This window comes from Streptomyces oceani, from assembly GCF_001751245.1.
GTDB lineage: Bacteria > Actinomycetota > Actinomycetes > Streptomycetales > Streptomycetaceae > Streptomyces > Streptomyces oceani.
Window position 1 is genome coordinate 54,326 of record NZ_LJGU01000115.1, and the last position, 16,935, is coordinate 71,260.

A 16,935-nucleotide genomic window follows, 5' to 3' on the forward strand; every position below is an offset into this window, starting at 1 on the left:
ACCGCTACCCCTCGATCAGCTTGCGGCCGGCGTCGACGTACTTCTCGTACGCCTCCTCGACCGGTTTCCGCTCCATGATGACGCCCTGGTAGAGAACCTTGAAAAGCTCGCCGGAGAGTTCCCCGTAATGCCCGGTCAGATACAGGTCCTCGTAGGCGTCCTCGGCGTACGTCAATCCCTCCGCGAAGGCGTTGGCCACCGGATCGTTCTGCACCACCGGGTCCTTCGCCCAGGACTTTCGGGGCATCAGCATGCCTTCCTTCTTGGTGACGGCGATTTCCGTGCTGAGCTGGGTGAGGCGCTTGATCAGGTCCCAGGCGAGATCGGGGTTCTTCGCCTTGGCCGGGATCAGCAGGCTGCTCCCGGCGAGGATCGTGGACTGCTTCTCCTTCCTCGGCACCTGTGCGACGCCGAGTTCGAGCTCCGGGCTGCTCGCCCGGATCGGCTCCAGGTCCCACGGCCCGGAGACGATCATCGCCACGCGCTCGGCGGACAGCAGCTTCTGCGGCCCCGAGTAGTCCGTGCTGGGCACCGGCACCGGCGAGATCTTGTGCTTGTGCACCAGGTCGGCCTGGAACTGGAGGGCTTCCAGGGTCGCCGAGCGCGGGATGAGCAGGTCCTTCGTCTTCGGGTCGTAGTGCCGTACGCCGTTCTGCAGCAGCCATGGCCAGGCGTAGGTGTAGTCCTGGTTGAGGGCGAGGGCGTGCACGTCTCCCCGCGTCAGCTCCTTCCCGACGCTCACCACCTCGTCCCAGGTGGTGGGGGGTCGGACGTTCGCCTCCCGGAACATCCTCTTGTTGTAGAGCAGCAGGCTGCACGTCTGGTGCAGCTGTATTCCGTAGGTGTCGCCCTCGTGCGTGTTCCGCTTGATCGTCGCGTCCTGCCAGTCGTCCGGGTAGCCGATGTCGGCGCCGTCCCGCTCGACGTACTTCTGCAGGTTGAGCGCGTTCCCGCTCAACGCGAACTCCTGAACCCAGGAGGTGTTCTCCAGCAGGTCCGGAACGTTCCCCGAGGCGAAGTCGGCGAGAATGCGGGTACGCATGTCCGGCCACTGGTACTTCTGCATGCGGACCCTGACGCCGTGTTCCTTCTCGAAAGCGGCGATGACCTTCCGGTAGGCCGCGTAATCATGCCCCGCGTTCCAGTACACGCTGACCGTGCCGCTTCCCCCGCTGCCCCCGGCCCCCCCGGCCTCCGGCGCCCCCGATCCGCAGGCGGACAACGGCACGGCCGCCGCGGCGCCTCCCGCCAGGCCCATGAGTCTGCGCCGGGACAGCGGTTCCGTGGAACCGTATTCGGGCATCGATCACTCCTCTCGACGCTTGCGTCCTCGCACAGCCGAGTCCCTATTGCCGCCCTGGCACTGTCGCTCCGTCAACCTGTGTGCACCACTTGATCCCCCACACGTGTGCGGCGGGCCGGTACGGGCATGCACCAGCACCCGTGTGCCGGCGGTCACCGCACGGCACCCAGCGGCGCCTTGGCGAAGCTCTCCATCCCGGCCTCGAACCCCACCCTCGGCCGCCAACCGAGCCGCTCGCGCAGCCCGCGGGAGTCGGCGGTGATGTGCCGTACGTCGCCCAGCCGGTACTCCCCCGTCACCACCGGTTCCGGACCGCCGTACGCCCGGGCCAGCGCGCTGGCCATCTCCCGGATGGTGTGCGGCTCCCCGCTGCCGGTGTTGTACGCCCGCAGCTCCCCGGCCGGTTGCGCGGCCTGCGCCAGTGCCTCCAGGGCGGTGACGTTCGCCGCCGCCACGTCGGTGACGTGTACGAAGTCCCGCCGCTGCGCCCCGTCCTCGTACACCCGGGGAGCCTCGCCGCGCTCCAGCGCGGAGCGGAAGAACGAGGCGACACCGGCGTACGGGGTGTCCCGGGGCATCCGCTCGCCGTACACGTTGTGGTAGCGCAGGCTGATCGCACGGCCGCCGGTGGCGCGGGCCCAGGCGGCTGCCAGGTGTTCCTGGGCCAGCTTGGTGGTGGCGTACACGTTCCTCGGGTCACAGGGCGCGTCCTCCCCCACCAGACCGGGTTCCAGGGCGGCGGCGCAGTGCGGGCAGGGCGGGTCGAAACGGCCGCCGTCCAGGTCCGCCCGCTCGCGTGGCCCGGGGCGTACGACACCGTGCGTGGGGCAGACGTAGCGGCCCTCGCCGTAGACGACCATCGAGCCGGCGAGCACCAGCGGAGGCGGCACGGACCCGCGGGCCATCTGGCTCAGCAGCACGGCGGTGCCCAGGTCGTTGTCGCTCACGTAGCCGGCGGCGTCCTCAAAGCCCTTGCCCAGTCCCACTCGGGCCGCCTGGTGGCATACGGCGTCCACGCCCACCAGCGCCCTCGCGACGGTCTCGGCGTCCCGCACGTCGCCGCGCACCTCGGTCGTGACCACGCTGCCTGGTCGCTCGGCAGGCGTGATGTCCAGCGACACGACCTCGTGCCCCGCCGACTCGAGCGCTTCCACGATGTGCGAGCCGATGAAGCCGGCTCCTCCGGTGACCAGTATCCGCATGTGACCACGCTAGGCGCGGGCGTGGTCAGGGCGGCGATGCCGCTCCGTGCCGTCAGTGATCCGTAAGGTCTGGTCACCGCCCCCGGCTGCTGCCACGATCGGTGCCATGACCGACGACCGGCTCCGTGATGTGTACGTCCTCGACGCCGTCCGCACCCCGATCGGCAAGTACGGCGGCGCGCTGGCCTCCGCACGACCCGACGACCTGGCCGCGCATGCCGTGCGCGCCCTGCTGGAGCGTACGCCGGCCCTCCCGCCGGATCGGGTCGACGACGTCGTCCTCGGCAACGCGAACGGCGCCGGTGAGGAGAACCGGAACGTCGGGCGGATGGCCGTACTGCTTTCCGGGCTGCCGCTGAGCGTGCCGGGTAGCACGGTCAACCGGCTGTGCGCCTCCGGGCTGGAAGCGGTGGTGCAGGCCGCACGTATGATCGCGGTCGGGGACGCGGCGGCGGTGATCGCCGGCGGGGTGGAGTCGATGAGCCGCGCGCCCTGGGTCGTACCGAAACCGGAACGCGCCTTCCCAGCCGGCGCGCCGCAGATGCACTCGACCACACTGGGCTGGCGCATGGTGAACGCGCGTATGCGCCCGGAGTGGACGGTCTCCCTCGGGGAGGGCGCCGAACTGGTCGCGGACAAGCACGGGATCAGCCGGACGCGGCAGGACGAGTTCGCCGCGGCCAGTCATCACAAAGCGGTGGCGGCCTGGCAGGCCGGGAGGTACGACGCCGAGGTGGTGCCGTATCCGGGCGTGACCCTGGCGCGGGACGAGACCATCCGGGACGGCAGTACGCCGGAGGCCCTCGCGCGTCTGAAACCGGTCTTCCGCACGGGCGGGACCGGCAGCGACAGCGGTGGCACGGACGGCACGGTCACCGCCGGAAACTCCTCTCCACTCAACGACGGGGCCGCGGCGCTGCTGCTCGTCGACGAGGCTGGTCTCGCCGAGACCGGCGGGGAGCCGCTGGCCCGGATCTCCGCCTCGGCGGTGACCGGGATCGAGCCCCAGCTGTTCGGCCTGGGGCCGGTGGAGGCCGTAGGGCGAGCGCTGGGCAAGGCGGGGCGCGGGTTCGACGAGCTGCGTACGGTCGAGCTCAACGAGGCATTCGCGGCGCAGGCCCTGGGCTGCCTCGCCGAGTGGCCAGAGCTGGACCCCGAGGTGGTCAACCCACGAGGCGGCGCGATCGCGCTCGGCCACCCTCTCGGGGCGTCGGGCGCCCGACTGGCCGGCGCGGTGGCGCACCAACTGGCGGCGGCGGGGTCGGGTACGGGCCTGGCCGCGCTGTGCGTCGGGGTGGGGCAGGGTCAAGCGCTCGTCCTGGAGCGTTGAGGGGCGGGCGGCCCACGGTCCTGCCCGGCGGCGCAGGAGGGAGTGCGCGATCACCGCCCTGAGTACGATATGGTTCTTCATGCGCGATCGGCACCGGGAAGCACCGGGCCGGGCGGGCACCGGGACGTGGCGCAGTTTGGTAGCGCACCTGACTGGGGGTCAGGGGGTCGTGGGTTCAAATCCCGCCGTCCCGACGTGTGTGGTGTCTCAGGACATCGGAGACTCCCGGACTCGCGGTTGTGGGTTCGGGAGTTTGTTATGTGTGGGTGGGGTGGCTGGCTGGTGGGGCTGGGCGCGCAGCCAGTTCTTCATCGTCTGCTGGAAGCGTTCGTCCATGTCGCGGCGAATGCGCCGTACGTGAGCCTGTTGAAGACCGCAGCCCGCTCAGCCGGCACCCAACGACCCTTTCCAGCCTCGGCAAACGACGTCCACCGCAGCCTTCCCAGCAGCTTTCCGAGCTGTGCTGTGGTCATGGTCGGAGAGCGGAGGCACGACCCGCCCTTGTCGACCATACGGTCACCGCCCGCGCCGCCGTGGCCCAAGCCCACGCCCAGGACACGTCCTGACGCCAGTTGCGGGACAGCTGTTAGGCATGCGCTCCGGTCTGCGTATCGGCAGACGTTCGTGCGGGTATCCCGATCAGGGATGCTCCACCAAGCACAGCCAGGATGGCCGCGGTCATGGTCATCGCGGAGGTGAACCCCGTCTGCTGGACGGCGAATCCGGTGAAGAGCGGGCCGCCCGCAAGCCCGGCGGCGTAAGCGAGGTTGTACAGGGAGTAGGACCCGCCGAGAGTGGGTGGTGCGGAGCGGGAGCCCTGTTCCCCGATCAGCGTGGTGGTTGGAGCGAGTAGCAGGGCTGACGAGATCCCGAGGAGCACCAGGCCGATGCTGGTCTGCCACAGTGTGGTCGCGAACCCGATCACGAGCAGAGCAACCGTGACGGCGATGACGCCGGAGCCGATCAGGGTCCTGGGCGATGCGGTGGTGACATAGCGGCCCACGAACGGGTTGGCGATGACTGCTGCCAGCGCTGTGAGGCCGAAGAGAAGCCCGATGGTCAGTGAGCTGGCTCCGAGGTGGACGGGCAAGACCGGTTCGACACCGGAGAGCACAGCGGCACCGACCGCGACACCGAGCACGACCGACAACGATCCGGGCACGCGGAGAACTGTGAGGGGTCCTCCGGCATCATCCGTGACCCGGGGGGTGCCCCTGACCAGGACGACGCGCAGTATGCCGTCGACGAGGGCGACACCGGCGGCGAACAGGAACGGCGACGCGGTGCCGAAGTGCTCCACGAGGAACCCGGCCAGCGGGGGACCGATGAGCACGCCAAGGGTGAGGGAGGACAGGGCGATGCCCATCGCTTGGCCGCGCTTGGCGAAGCTTGTGGTCGCGGCGATCAGCGATAGGGCCGCGACCCAGGACATTCCGCCGGCGACGCCCTGGGCGAGGCGGGCCAACAGCAGGAGCCAGTAGGGACCGCCGGTGGCGAACAGCAGTGTCGCCGCGGCGAGGCTGACGAGGCCGATCAGAAGCGGTGTCTTGGGTCCGTACCGGTCGACGACGCGTCCGGCGAACAGCGTGGCGATGATCATCGCTACGGCGTACGAGGAGAACAGAATGCCGGTGGCCGCCGGTCCCGCCTGGACCACCGCGGGCAGCAGCGGCAGGACGGGCACGGCGAGGCCGTGGAGAAGCATGTCGGTGAAAACCGCGGCCGATCCGACGATCAGCGCACGCGTGGGTGTGGTGCCTCGCCACGGCGAGGCGAGGTGGTGAGTTGACATGAAGTTGTCGTCTTTCTAGGAGAGCAACCCCCTGACCAGCGCCGCGGTCGCGGCGTGGAGGTGCTCGGGTTGCGGAAGATCATGGGGTCGAGTCACTGCCGTCACGGTGAACCCTTGAATCAGCACCAGCACCAGGCCGGCGGCCGTCTCGGCCGGCATCGGCAAGTCGGTACCAGCACGCAGAGACGTGGCGATCTCATCGCGCCATGCGTCCAGTGCCTCGTGTTTGCGACTGCTGTCATCGAGCGCTTGCGGTGCGACCAGGACCGTGGTGGAGGCCAACGCCCGGAACCGCCCATCGTGGCGCAGCGACGTCACGAACTCGCTCAGCACAGCCCGTAGCCAGCCCTCGACGTCGGAAGGCGTGTGCTCACGGCTGAAGATCCGGTTCCCGTAGTCCGACCAGCCCCACTCCAGGGCTTCGGTCAGCAGTACGGCCTTGCTCCGGAAGTGATGGTGCAGAGCGCCGCGCGTGACACCGGCGCGTTCGGCGATGTGCTCGAACGTCGCCCCCCGCCACCCCTTTTCCTCGAACGCCATCAACGCCGCCTCCAGCAGCGTGAGGCGCGTCATCGCCGCATCTTCGGCCGAGCGCTTCATACATACAAACTAACACGTATGATTGAAGCCTTGGCGTCGTGAGGCGCGGTCTCGTCGTAGGCACCGTCCAGGACGCGGAACCGAGGATCAGGCCCTGCTTCACCTCGCCGTTCAGCGTCTCGACGGCGAACGTCCTCTCTCGCCATCCAGCGCCCGCCACTGAACGTGATCTTTGACCACGTTCACCGACTTCGGCTCGTGGCTGAGGGCGGGCGCTGTTCCAACGCGATCCTCAACTGACCTCTGATAGAGGAGATCTGGGGCGTCGATCAGGAACGGTGGTTCGGCGAGGGTGGCCGGCTGGCGAAGTCGCGGGCCGGGGACCACACGCGTTGCAGCGGGCGGTAGTCGATCACGTCGATACCCTCCCGCTGGAGTACTTCCGCGGCTTGATCGGAGGTCAGGAAGTGGTGGTCGGACTGCCGTACACGCCAGCCGGCGGGTTCGATCGTCCGCCACTCCTCGTCGACGATCGCCGGATGGACCGCCCACTCGCTGAGGCCCGCCGGTAGCTCGCTCAGCAGTTGGGCGTACCGCGCGGCCTTGCCCTCGATGTCCTGGGCCTCCAGGGAGAAACTGTCCAGGAACGCGTTGTCGGCGACCGGCAAGCCCTGCCGCCGTGCCTTCCCGCACCCAGGCTCCAGCCAGACCCGTACGGCCAGGCCGTACTCGGCGGCCAAGGCGACCGTCAGGTCGAGGATGTCGTCCCGGCCTCCGTCGGCCAGGCAGTGGAAGTCCAGGTGGGTCGGTGCGTGGCCCACTGCCGCCACGGCCTCGATCTGGGCGCGGAATTCTCGCTCGATCTCCTCGGGACGCGCCTGTGCGAGGAGCCGTGCGCGCCCTTCGGGCGTCGCCACGAAGAACCAGCCCGTATCGTCGAGAAGCGAGGGCACCCGCTCCCGCGGGGCCAACGGCCCCCAGGAATGGCGCCGCGAGTCGCGTACCAGCGTGAGGTGGACGCCGAACGGAACCTCCGGTCGCCGGCTGAGCAGCCGCATGGCGTGGTCAGCGGCGGGGCACGGCGTCATCAGGCTGCACGAGCTTGCGATCCCCCGCTCGACGGAGTCGACCACGGCGGTGTTGACCGCCGTATGCATGCCCATGTCGTCGCAGTTGACGAGAAGCACCCGGGCTTCCAGGGAGAATCCCAGCAGCTCGCTCGACAGTCTCGTCGCCCCGCTGGTGGTCGTGTGGGAGAGGTGCGTGTCGATCCTCGCAGTGTCCCGCCGAGTGAAGCGCGTGTCCGGTGACCCCGTGCCGCCGCCCCACTTCACCCACTGTTGGTCCTTGGGTGTACGAGTCCACGCGGCGGCCTCCTGACGCGTGTCCACGCGGACGCCCGCCGTACGGGGAGTTGTTCACCGCGGCGGAAGGGGTGACTGAACAATTCCCGGATCCGTTGGACTGGGCGTACGTGCCGGGCAGCGGGCCCGGCACGTCCTGGTGGAGAGAGGGCTTGGGATGGGCGGTAAGAGGGGAAGTCTCGCCGTGCTGGCCGTCGGCCTGGTGCTGACGGTCACCGGTTGCGGAGGCGGGGCCGAGGGGTCCGGGGCCTCGGACAAGGGGTCGGCCGTACCGACGTCGAGTCGGTCCCCCTCGAAGGAACTGGTGCGCTGGGTCGGCGACCTGTGCGAGTCGACGGCGGCGCTCAAGACCGTACGGTCGGACAGCGCGGCGGACCTGAAGGAGATCCGGAACCCCGAGCGGTCCGGTCCGAACGCCGCCGAACACCTCGCCAGCCGATATCTCATCGAGACGCCGTGGGCGGTGGAGGAGGTGCAGCGGGATCTGAAGGACCTCGATCCGTCCGGGGTGTCGGCGGCCGACGGGCTGCGCGACGCCTGGTTGAAGAAGCTGGGCCGGGTCATGCCCGAGTTGGAGGAGATGTCCCCGGCCGCGGCCTTCGAGGACGCCGAGGGGAGCGCCGAGAAGGTCGACAAGCTGGTGCGGTCCCTCACCTCGCCGGACCCGGACCTGCCGGAGCTGACGAGGAAGGACCCACGGCTGAAGGCGGCGCAGGACGACGCCGAGCAGTGCGCCCCGGACTGGAAGCCACCCGAGGAGACACCCGCGCCCGATCCGTCCGGCCCGCTGCCCGAGGCCGCCGACGGGAAGAACACGGACGCCTGCGCGGACGGCAGTTGCGAGGTCCTGGTGACCTCGCACGCGAACGTCACGGCGAACGGGCTGACCGTGGACATCACCGTCGAGGAACAGCTCACCACCTTCCGCAGTGGGGGCTCGGTGATGCAACTGGGTGGTCAGAGCGGTGAGGTGGAGTTCGGCGACGACCTGAAGATCACCATCGTCGCGCAGAACGAGGAAGGGGCCGTGCTGGAGTTCACCCCCGGCTGAGCCGGCGCTCAGGCGCTCAGGCGCTTTGGAGCACGGCTATCCCGTCTCGCACGCTTCGCGGTAGCCGAGGCGTGGTAGGTGCTGTGACCATTCGGCCCGGCCCAGGACGCCGCCGGTGCGGGCGCAGACGTAGTCGCTCGCGCGCTCCGCGTCCAGGGTCCACACCCGGGCCGTCAGGTCGTAGCTGCCGGAGGTGAGGGTGTCCCCGTCCGGGCTGAACGCGACGGAGGTGACGGTCTCCAGGTGGCCGGTGAGTTCCTGACTGGCCGTCGTCCCGGCCTCCTCGGGCTCACTCAGGTCCCACAGTCGCACCGTGCTGTCTCCGCTGCCGCTGGCCAGGGTCCGCCCGTTTGGGGAGAAGGTCACGGACCGCACCGCGTCGCTGTGCCCGGCCAGCTCCGCCAGCGGCCGGGCGCGCTGGCTCCGCCGGGCGTCGTCCGCCCGCCGTACGTCCCACAGCCGCACCGTACGATCCTCGCTGCCGGTCGCCAGGGTGTGCCCGTCCGGGGAGAACGCCACGGCGTTGACCGCCTGTTCGTGCCGGGTGAGTGCCGCACCCGCCGGCCGGGCCCGCGCCGGGTCCCCCACGTGCCACAGCCGCGCCGTGTCGTCCTCGCTGCCGCTGGCGAGCGTACGGCCGTCCGGGGCGAAGGCCACGGAGGTGACGGTGTCCCCGTGGCCATGCAGCGGTTCCCCGACGGGTCGTACGCGTTCCCGCTGGCGCACGTCCCACAGCCGTACGGTGTCGTCCTCCCCGCCCGTGGCGAGCGTACGGCCGTCCGGGGCGAACGCGACGGTGAGAGCGCCGCCTTCGTGCGCCTCCAGCGGTTCACCGAGCGGGGCGGGACGCCCGGGTGTGGTCAGGTCCCAGAGTCGTACGGTGCCGTCCTGGGAGCCGCTGGCCAGCGTACGGCCGTCCGGGGCGAAGGCGACGGCCAGCACGTCGTCCTCGTGGCCGGCGAGGGGCCGCGGTATCAGGCGTGGCCGGTGCGGGTCGTCCGTACGCCACAGGCGGATCAGCGCGTCATCGGTGCTGGCGGCGGCGAGCAGGCCGCCGTCGGGGCTGTGGGCGACTGCGGTCAGCGGGTTGGTGAAGTCGTCGAGGACGGTCGGCGGCCGGTGCCAGAGCCGGACGCTACGGTCGGCACCGGCGCTGGCGAGGGTACGGCCGTCGGGGCTGAAGGCGAGGCCCCACACGGCCTGGGTGTGTCCGGTGAGTGGTTCGCCGAGCTGCTGGGGGTATTCGGGGTTGGCGACGTTCCACAGGATCGGGGAGTCGTCCTCGCCCGCGCTGGCGAGGGTACGGCCGTCGGGGCTGAAGGTCACCGCGAAGACGGGCGCGTCGTGCGCCTCCAGCGGTTCGCCCAGGGCCCGGAGGCGACTCGGGTCGGAGGCGTCCCAGAGCCGCACGGTCCGGTCGTAGCCACCGGTGGCCAGGGTGTCCCCGTCCGGGGCGAAGGCCAGCGTCCAGACGGGTTCGGTGTGTTCCCGGCGTGGCTCCCCAAGTGAGGTGAGACCCTCGTCAGCGTCGCGGTCCGGGTCAACCCGCCACATTCGTACGCTGCCGTCGTAGCCGGCCGTGGCCAGCGTCTTCCCGTCCGGGGCGAAGGCGACGGCCCGCGCGCTGCCGGTGTCGGACCCGTCCGCCTCGACGGGCTCACCGAGTGGCGAGGGACTGGCCGGGTCGCTCAGGTCCCAGAGACGTACGGTGCCGTCGTCCCCGGCGGTGGCGAGCGTACGGCCGTTGGGCGCGAAGGCCAGGGAGACGACGTTCTGCTTGTCATGGCTCACTCGTGGCCGGCCGAGGGCGCGGGGCTGCTTCCGGTCCGAGACATCCCACAGCTGGATACGGCCACCGCTGCCGGCCGCCGCCAGCAGGTCACTGTCCCGGGAAGGGAAGGCCACCGCACCGATCTCGCCGGCACTCGGGCGCAACGGCTCGCCCAGCGGCCTGCCCGACCGCGCGGTGGTGTCCCACAGCCGGACCGTGCCGTCGTGCCCGGCGCTGGCGAGGGTGCGGCCGTCGGGCGCGTACGCCACGGAACTGACCAGCCCACGGTGCCCGGACAGCCGGGTGGGCAGCGCCCGACCGGCGTCCGAGGCGAGTCGGGCCTGGACCTGAGGGGTGGCTCGCATGCGGTGTGCGGCGACGTCGAGTCGGGCGGCCAGGCCGGAGCGGGTGTCCCGGACGTCGTCGGCCTCGGCGGTGAGGCGGCCGAAGACGGCGTCGTCCCGTTCCGCCTGCGCCGTGGCGCGCGCGCCTGCAGTGCCACGACGGCGGTACCGGTGGCGAGCAGCAGCAGCGCGGCGAGCGCGGCCAGCACCGTGTGACGCAGCCGGGCGGCGCGGCGTCGACGCCGTAGCGAGGCGGAGAGGAACTGCCGTTCGGTCGGGGTGAGTTCGTCGACGGGCCGGCCCCCACCGGGGCGGCTGCCGGCCCGTTCACCCCGACTATCGGCATGGTCTGACGCGCTGTCGCCGCTGTCCCGTACGGCGTCCGGCGACCCGGCGGCCTCCGCCAGCCCGGCGGTGTCGGGCGGACCGGCGGTGTCGAGCGGGTCGGCAGCGGCACGCGGGAACGCGTCCTCGGCGGCGTCCAGCCGGGATCCGGCGTACAGCGCGGCGCTCTCTCGACCGAGCCGCTGCCAGGTACGGGCCGCCTCGGAGAGCGAGCGGTGCACCCGGAGCCGGTCACGTTCGGCGTCCAGCCACCCGTGCAGCCGGGGCCAGGCCGTGATGAGTGCTTCATGGGCGAGGTCGACGGTGCCGTCGTCGAAGGTGATGAGCCGGGCACGGGCGAGACGTTCCAGCACGACCCGGGTGTCGGCGGGGTCGCCGAAGTCGAGTTCCGCGTGCTCGGTCGGGCGCCGTGTGTCAGGCGTGCCGTCGCCGGGGGTGACCAGGCGCAGCAGGATACGGCGGGCCAGTTCGCTCTGTGGCCGGGTGAGTTCGGCGTAGGCCTGCTCGGCCGTACGGACCACGGCGCCATGCAGTCCCCCGGCGGTCTCGTAAGCCGCCTCGGTCAGCACGCGCCCACTGCGGTGGCGCCAGGTCTCCAGCAGGGCGTGCGACATCATCGGCAGTCCGCCGGGGGCGCCCTCCACCTCGTCCAGCAGGCGCTCGGTCAGGGTGCGTTCGACGATCAGACGTTCCGCCTGGGCGGGGCCGACGATGGTCTGGCGCAGCTCGGCGCGGCTCATCGGCCCGACGAGCAGCGTGGCGTCCTGCAACGCCGCCGTGAGGCCGGGATGTTCGGCGCAGCGGCCGAGGAAGTCGGCCCGCACCGCGAGGACGACGCGTAGTCGGCTGTCGGCCTCGGTGGCGGCGACGAGGCGGTCGATGAAGGCGTCCCGGTCCGTGGGGTCGGCGCCGAGCGTGTACAGCTCCTCGAACTGGTCGACGAGCAACCAGGTGTCCGCGTCGGTGCCCGGCACCGGTCGGAGCCGTTCGGCGTGCGTACGCAGGGGGTCCGCGCCGGGGGCGAGAATGCGCACGGCGGCGGGCTGGGCGGCGGCCCGCTCCCCGTGGTTCTCGTTCTCGGGGGTGGAGCGCAGTCGGGGGATCAGGCCGGCGCGCAGCAGCGAGGACTTGCCGCTGCCGGAGGCACCGAAGACCGCGGTGAGGCGGTGCTTGCGGTTCAGCTCGGTCAGCCGCTCCGCCAGTCGCGCGCGACCGAAGAACAGTTCGGCGTCACCTGGTTCGAAGCGGGTCAGGCCACGGTACGGCGGCTGCGTACCCCCCTCGTCGGGCTCCTCCTCCACGGCGGCCGAGGCCAGGTGCCAGCGTCGCTCCCACTCCAGCACATCGCCGCCACACGCCTTCACGTAGGCGAGCGTCACCGCACGCGAGGGCAGGTCCTTCCCGGCCGCCGCCTGCGAGAGAGCGGTCACGCCATACCGGGCCCGCTGGGCCATCACGCGGTACGTGGGCTTGCCCGCGGACTCGCGTAGCGCGCGCAACCCGGCGGCGAACCTCGGCACCGGACCGGACTCCGGGTCCAACTCGCCCTCGCCACGCCCTGCTCTTGGCCTCGAAGACACCTGCCCGCCCCACCTCGTTCGCCCCGGGCTCCGTCGCCGCAGGGCAGCACCCGGTCGTGCCGTGCGGACCGTCTACGCGGTGACCGTCCGCACGGCACGACTCAGCGCGTCTGATCGGGCGCCCACGGTAGGCACTCGGTGGGCCGGCCGCAACCGAACGGGGCGCGTATCGGCGGACCAGGCGCCGGTGTTCACGCGTCCTTCACGACTCCGCCGAGTGGCTTGTTCGGAGGCGCCCTCCGGTGCGGGATTTCCGCCACCGGGTTGTTCAGTCCTCGGAGGGGGCCTGCTGAACAACCGCGTACGGCGGTCGAATGCCTCAGGGACATGGCCAGTACGGCCATCAGCGGTCCGAGCCCCGCGAGGGGAGGGCTCGGACCACACCCGCGACCACCCGCACTCCGCGTCCGCCTCACTGACCGAGCGACAGGCTGAAGGAGAGTCATGTATAGACGGCTGCGCGCCCGACACCTCACCGTGGTGTTCGGCGCGGCGACGCTGGTGCTGGTCCTCACCGTGTGCACGGTGAACGCCGCACCCGCGTCGCCTCCCGCCTCCGCCGCCGAACGGTACGGCTGGGGCGAGCCGTTGCCCGAGTGGTCGGACGAGTTCGATTACGGCTCCGCGGCCGAACCCGCCGTACCAGACCGTGACAAGTGGCGGCTGGCCGGCAGCGCCCCCGGCGCGTGCTGGCCCGGCCACGGCGACAACGGCCGCCGCTGCGACGTCAACACCCGGGTCGTCGGTGGCATCCTGCGCATGACGGGCGAGGCGAACGGCGACACCGGCTGGCTCGCCTCCCCGTACGGTCAGCGCTACGGCCGCTGGGAGGCGCGTGTCCGCTCCCGGGCCACCGCCCCGGACAACGGACGGCAGTACCACCCACTCCTGATCCTCTGGCCGGACTCGGGCCAACACCCGCAAGACGGCGAGTACGACTACCTGGAGAACGGCGCCCCGGGCGAGAAGTGCGCCGAGGCGTTTCTGCACTACCCGCACGCCGAGGACGTCCCGGTGCAGCAGGAGTTCGCGCGGAAGTGCGGCGTGGACCTGTCGCGGTGGCACAACGTCGCCATCGAGTGGACCCCGGACCACCTGCGCGGCTTCCTGGACGGCGAGGAGTGGTTCCGCTTCTCCGGCGGCGCTAACGCCGACCGCGACTGCCTCCAGTGCGCACCGGCCATGCACCAGACCATCCAGTTGGACAACTTCCACGGCGAGGACCTGCAGAGCGCCGTCTACGAAGTGGACTGGGCCAGGGTCTACACCCTGCCGGACGACGAGAGCGCGAGGTGACGCGCGATGGGGAACTCCACCTCCCTGCCTGATCCGTACGAACCACCGGAGCGCCGGGAACCGTACGACCCGCCACCCGGGGCGGCGCGCCTGCCCCGGGCCCTCTTCCTCGTCCTCGTGCTCGTCAGCGTGCACGCGCTGGGCACCGCCATCGGCGGCTGGACGCTTTTGGAGGAGAACCGCAGCAGGCAGGAGCACGGGCAGGACCTCCTGATGTCCGCGGGCGCGGCCTGGTGCGTGGCGCTGGGCTGCTGGGCGCTGTCGGCTCTGCTGCTCCTCTGTGTCGTACGGGCTCGTCAACGCCGGCCCTGGACACGGGTGGTCCTCGTCGTGTCGTTGCTCGTGGTGACTCCCGCGACGGCCTTCGCCTACGTCTCCGCGCTGGCCGCGGGCGGCTCCAGTCCGCCGACGCTGCTGATCCTCGTCCTCGACGTGGCCGCGCTGTGGGTGCTGCTCGGCGATACGGCCCACCGCTGGTTCTCCGTACGCCGCCCGCCCGCCGCGGTTCCCGAGAGGTGAACGATCATGAACGACAGCGCACCTGACTCCGGATCATACGAGTCCCCCGCGCCCCACGAGCCGCCGGACTCGCACGAGCACCACGAGCCCCACGAGCCGCCGGACCCATACGAGCCGCCGGCGCCGCTGACCCCGGCGGACCCGGTAGCGGCGGCGCTGGGCAACGCCTCGCTGCTCGGCGTCGGCTACCTCCTGCTCGGCCACCGCCGGCTGGCCGCGCTGGCCGCGCTGGGCACGATCGTACTTCTCAAGTACACCGCCTCGGTCGCGGCGACCTGGTGCGAGCTCCTGCTGCTCGTGTGGTGGGTGATCGGAGTCGCACACGGCTGGTTCCTGGCCCGTGGTCGCGTGCGGCTGATGGCCCCGCGCGGCCAACGCGCGGGCGTACTCACCCTCGCGGTCGTGGTGGTATTGACGGCCGGGTTACTGCGAACCGACGCGTACGGCATCGAGGCGCGGGTGCACGAGGCCCGCGAGAGCGGCGACTGCGAGGAAGCCGTGGCCGCCCAGGGCGAGGTGTGGTTCGGCCACCGCGTGGCGGGCTCGGTGGCCGTCGACCATGGTGCGGCGGTGGTGGAGACATGCCACCGGTTGGAGCGAGCCGCGGCCGAACTGGCCGCGGCACAGACCGGCAGCATCGATGACCTGCGGCAGGGCTTCCGAATCCTCGCTGGCGTCCTGGACGAGCCCGGACATCACAGGACCGTCGAAACGGCCCTGGCGTCCTTCCTCTCCGAGCTGCCCACCCGCGATTCCTGCGACACCGCCGACATCGCCGCCTGGCTGCTCGACCGGGAGCCCTCCGGGGACTTGCTGGACCGATCCGCCCGAACCGCGGCCCGTACGGAGCCGGCCGCGTTGGTAGCGTGCGGGGACGAGCTGATGGAGAGAAGTTCCTGGAAGCAGGCGCGCACGCGCTACCAGCGTCTGCTCGACGTGTACCCGAACGATTCAAGCCTCGACGAGGCACGGAGTGGAGTGCGGGAGGCCTCCGAGGCCATCGAGTTGGACAAGGTGCGCGGTCTGGTCCGAGAAACGCTCGACGCGGACTCTGGCTACTGCGCCGAGCCTGCCCCGTACAGCGGCGCACCCGCTTACGACAAGGGAGACAGCCGAGCACTGTTCCTCGGCTCCGACGAGTACACCGGCAAGCTCCCGGACAGCTGGCGTACCGACGATCCGGCCAAGGCCGCGCTCGTGGTCTGCGCGGGCTCGGCGACGAATGGCGCCAGCGTCGAGTCGTGCTACTACGAGACCACGTCTCGGTACTCTCCGCACCACGTGACCTTCCACAAGGCGAAAATCCCGGTCAAGGTCTACGAGCTGCGTACCGGAAAGCGCGTCGCCCAGCGTCAGCTGCAGATCGGCGGAACGAGCTGCCCTCCGACGCTGCACTACACCACCTATGGCCTCGACGACTACGGGCCGAACGCCAACCAACTGGTCTCCGTCGGCAAATCCGACGTGCGGGATGCCTTCCGGCCGATCATGAAGCGGTGACCATCCGCCGGTATACCACGGGGGCTCCGTGCCTTCGGTCGTGGCTCTCCGCCGCGACCGAAGGCCCTTGGCGCGCCATGCCGGTGTGAGGACGTCCGGTTTCAGGGTGCCAGGGGTACGAGACCGTTCGTTGAGGGGCAGTACAGGAGGCCGTCACCGCGGAAGTGGATAGGTCAGTTGGCCGCCTTGGACCCGCGCGTGCGGGCTCAGCCTCGCCGGCTTCGTCGTCGTGGGCGACATGATGTCCGTGACCTCCACGCCGGCGACGGTCAACGCGTCGCTGATCAGCCGGCGATGGCAGCGCCACGGCACCGCCTCACTGCACATGATCGCCGGCCGTTCGTGCTCGGCCAGCTCGAGCAGTTCGGCCAGCCCGCACCGGAACTCGTCCGTGGCCAGGTGGTCGGCGTAGTCCCGGAAGGCTTTGACCCGCCAGGCGCCGTTCACGCTCGGCACGCCGCTGGGCGTGTGCCGGCGACCGCCCAGCCCGGAGATCCATCGGTATCCGATGTCCGCGGGAAGCGCGTCGACGATCGCCGACTGGTTCCACTGCGGGAACTTCGTGGAGGACGGGAACGAGCGCACGTCGACCACGTACGAGAGAGAGTTGCCCCGCAGCATCGTCAGCACCTCGTCGAAGCTCCGGGTGGAATGCCCCAGCGTCCACACGTGCTTCGCCATGCCACCGCCACCTACAGCCCCGTCAGGGCGCTCCCCTTGTGCATCGAGACATGACCGGTCCGGTCACTCCTGATCTCGTACCGTGGATCACTCGCACTGCGCCGACGCATGTGGCCCGTGTACTCCACGTCCCGCGTGTGCTTCTCGATGATGACGCCCGCCACATGACCGGCTTCGGAGTTCCACCGGACGTGGTCGCCCACGGCGAACTTCTCGGCCATCTTCCGTCACCCACCCGTGAAGTGTTGTCGTGCGGCCTGCCCCGAGCGGGTCCCCCGGACGCCGCCCCGTACACGTACGTCACCGCGTCACCGCGT

At 70.8% G+C, this 16,935-nt stretch carries 12 protein-coding genes, 1 tRNA gene and 1 pseudogene; 6 read left to right on the forward strand and 8 right to left on the reverse strand.

Annotated elements, in window-relative coordinates:
• Positions 1-4 precede the first annotated feature (4 nt).
• Positions 5-1,303 (reverse strand): ABC transporter substrate-binding protein, encoded by a 1,299-nt coding sequence (locus AN216_RS09470; RefSeq protein WP_070196195.1) that lies wholly within the window; start codon positions 1,301-1,303, stop codon positions 5-7.
• 152 nt (positions 1,304-1,455) lie between these two features.
• Positions 1,456-2,505 carry an NAD-dependent epimerase/dehydratase family protein gene (locus tag AN216_RS09475; protein ID WP_070196196.1) on the reverse strand — a complete coding sequence of 350 codons (1,050 nt, stop codon included), beginning with the start codon at positions 2,503-2,505 and terminating at the stop codon, positions 1,456-1,458.
• Positions 2,506-2,611: 106 nt separating this feature from the next.
• On the opposite strand from AN216_RS09475, the gene AN216_RS09480 reads away from it, so the two are divergent.
• Complete coding sequence (locus AN216_RS09480; RefSeq protein WP_070196197.1) at positions 2,612-3,835, forward strand: thiolase family protein; 1,224 nt, start codon at positions 2,612-2,614, stop codon at positions 3,833-3,835.
• A gap of 120 nt (positions 3,836-3,955) precedes the next feature.
• Positions 3,956-4,029, forward strand: a tRNA-Pro gene (locus AN216_RS09485).
• Between the two features lie 392 nt (positions 4,030-4,421).
• Here the strand turns inward: AN216_RS09485 and AN216_RS09490 are convergent.
• The 3 genes from AN216_RS09490 to AN216_RS09500 all read right to left on the reverse strand — a co-directional run bounded on the left by AN216_RS09490 (position 4,422) and on the right by AN216_RS09500 (position 7,558).
• Positions 4,422-5,627: an MFS transporter gene (locus tag AN216_RS09490; protein ID WP_070196198.1), complete on the reverse strand. Its 1,206-nt coding sequence runs from the start codon at positions 5,625-5,627 to the stop codon at positions 4,422-4,424.
• Positions 5,628-5,642: 15 nt separating this feature from the next.
• Positions 5,643-6,227: a TetR/AcrR family transcriptional regulator gene (locus AN216_RS09495; RefSeq protein ID WP_070196199.1), complete on the reverse strand. Its 585-nt coding sequence runs from the start codon at positions 6,225-6,227 to the stop codon at positions 5,643-5,645.
• Positions 6,228-6,496: 269 nt separating this feature from the next.
• The gene (locus AN216_RS09500; RefSeq protein ID WP_338059239.1) at positions 6,497-7,558 is read right to left on the reverse strand and encodes a polysaccharide deacetylase family protein; all 1,062 of its coding nucleotides are present in this window, start codon (positions 7,556-7,558) and stop codon (positions 6,497-6,499) included.
• Positions 7,559-7,688: 130 nt separating this feature from the next.
• Here AN216_RS09500 and AN216_RS09505 point away from each other — a divergent pair, with 130 nt between their 5' ends.
• Positions 7,689-8,582 (forward strand): hypothetical protein, encoded by an 894-nt coding sequence (locus tag AN216_RS09505; RefSeq protein ID WP_070196200.1) that lies wholly within the window; start codon positions 7,689-7,691, stop codon positions 8,580-8,582.
• A 36-nt stretch (positions 8,583-8,618) separates the two neighbouring features.
• Here AN216_RS09505 and AN216_RS31205 read toward each other — a convergent pair.
• Positions 8,619-12,622: pseudogene (locus tag AN216_RS31205) on the reverse strand (nSTAND1 domain-containing NTPase).
• A 444-nt stretch (positions 12,623-13,066) separates the two neighbouring features.
• On the opposite strand from AN216_RS31205, the gene AN216_RS09520 reads away from it, so the two are divergent.
• Genes AN216_RS09520 through AN216_RS09530 form a run of 3 tightly spaced genes read left to right on the forward strand, consistent with a single transcriptional unit; the run spans position 13,067 to position 15,937 of the window.
• Positions 13,067-13,918: a glycoside hydrolase family 16 protein gene (locus tag AN216_RS09520; protein WP_070196201.1), complete on the forward strand. Its 852-nt coding sequence runs from the start codon at positions 13,067-13,069 to the stop codon at positions 13,916-13,918.
• A gap of 6 nt (positions 13,919-13,924) precedes the next feature.
• Positions 13,925-14,437, forward strand: a complete 513-nt coding sequence (locus AN216_RS09525) for a hypothetical protein (protein WP_070196202.1) — start codon at positions 13,925-13,927, stop codon at positions 14,435-14,437.
• 6 nt (positions 14,438-14,443) lie between these two features.
• Positions 14,444-15,937: a hypothetical protein gene (locus AN216_RS09530; RefSeq protein WP_079166420.1), complete on the forward strand. Its 1,494-nt coding sequence runs from the start codon at positions 14,444-14,446 to the stop codon at positions 15,935-15,937.
• A 153-nt stretch (positions 15,938-16,090) separates the two neighbouring features.
• On the opposite strand, the gene AN216_RS09535 is transcribed toward AN216_RS09530, so the two are convergent.
• Positions 16,091-16,618 (reverse strand): DUF488 domain-containing protein, encoded by a 528-nt coding sequence (locus tag AN216_RS09535; protein ID WP_070196203.1) that lies wholly within the window; start codon positions 16,616-16,618, stop codon positions 16,091-16,093.
• Between the two features lie 11 nt (positions 16,619-16,629).
• Complete coding sequence (locus AN216_RS09540) at positions 16,630-16,839, reverse strand: hypervirulence associated TUDOR domain-containing protein (RefSeq protein WP_070196204.1); 210 nt, start codon at positions 16,837-16,839, stop codon at positions 16,630-16,632.
• Between the last annotated feature and the right edge of the window lie 96 nt (positions 16,840-16,935).

Bases quoted from the DNA above. Each gene is read 5' to 3' on its own strand.
- AN216_RS09495 (WP_070196199.1), bottom strand. From the start codon at position 6,227: ATGAAGCGCTCGGCCGAAGATGCGGCGATGACGCGCCTCACGCTGCTG.
- AN216_RS09540 (WP_070196204.1), bottom strand. From the start codon at position 16,839: ATGGCCGAGAAGTTCGCCGTGGGCGACCACGTCCGGTGGAACTCCGAA.
- AN216_RS09470 (WP_070196195.1), bottom strand. From the start codon at position 1,303: ATGCCCGAATACGGTTCCACGGAACCGCTGTCCCGGCGCAGACTCATG.
- AN216_RS09535 (WP_070196203.1), bottom strand. From the start codon at position 16,618: ATGGCGAAGCACGTGTGGACGCTGGGGCATTCCACCCGGAGCTTCGAC.
- AN216_RS09520 (WP_070196201.1), top strand. From the start codon at position 13,067: ATGTATAGACGGCTGCGCGCCCGACACCTCACCGTGGTGTTCGGCGCG.
- AN216_RS09525 (WP_070196202.1), top strand. From the start codon at position 13,925: ATGGGGAACTCCACCTCCCTGCCTGATCCGTACGAACCACCGGAGCGC.
- AN216_RS09475 (WP_070196196.1), bottom strand. From the start codon at position 2,505: ATGCGGATACTGGTCACCGGAGGAGCCGGCTTCATCGGCTCGCACATC.
- AN216_RS09505 (WP_070196200.1), top strand. From the start codon at position 7,689: ATGGGCGGTAAGAGGGGAAGTCTCGCCGTGCTGGCCGTCGGCCTGGTG.
- AN216_RS09530 (WP_079166420.1), top strand. From the start codon at position 14,444: ATGAACGACAGCGCACCTGACTCCGGATCATACGAGTCCCCCGCGCCC.
- AN216_RS09480 (WP_070196197.1), top strand. From the start codon at position 2,612: ATGACCGACGACCGGCTCCGTGATGTGTACGTCCTCGACGCCGTCCGC.
- AN216_RS09490 (WP_070196198.1), bottom strand. From the start codon at position 5,627: ATGTCAACTCACCACCTCGCCTCGCCGTGGCGAGGCACCACACCCACG.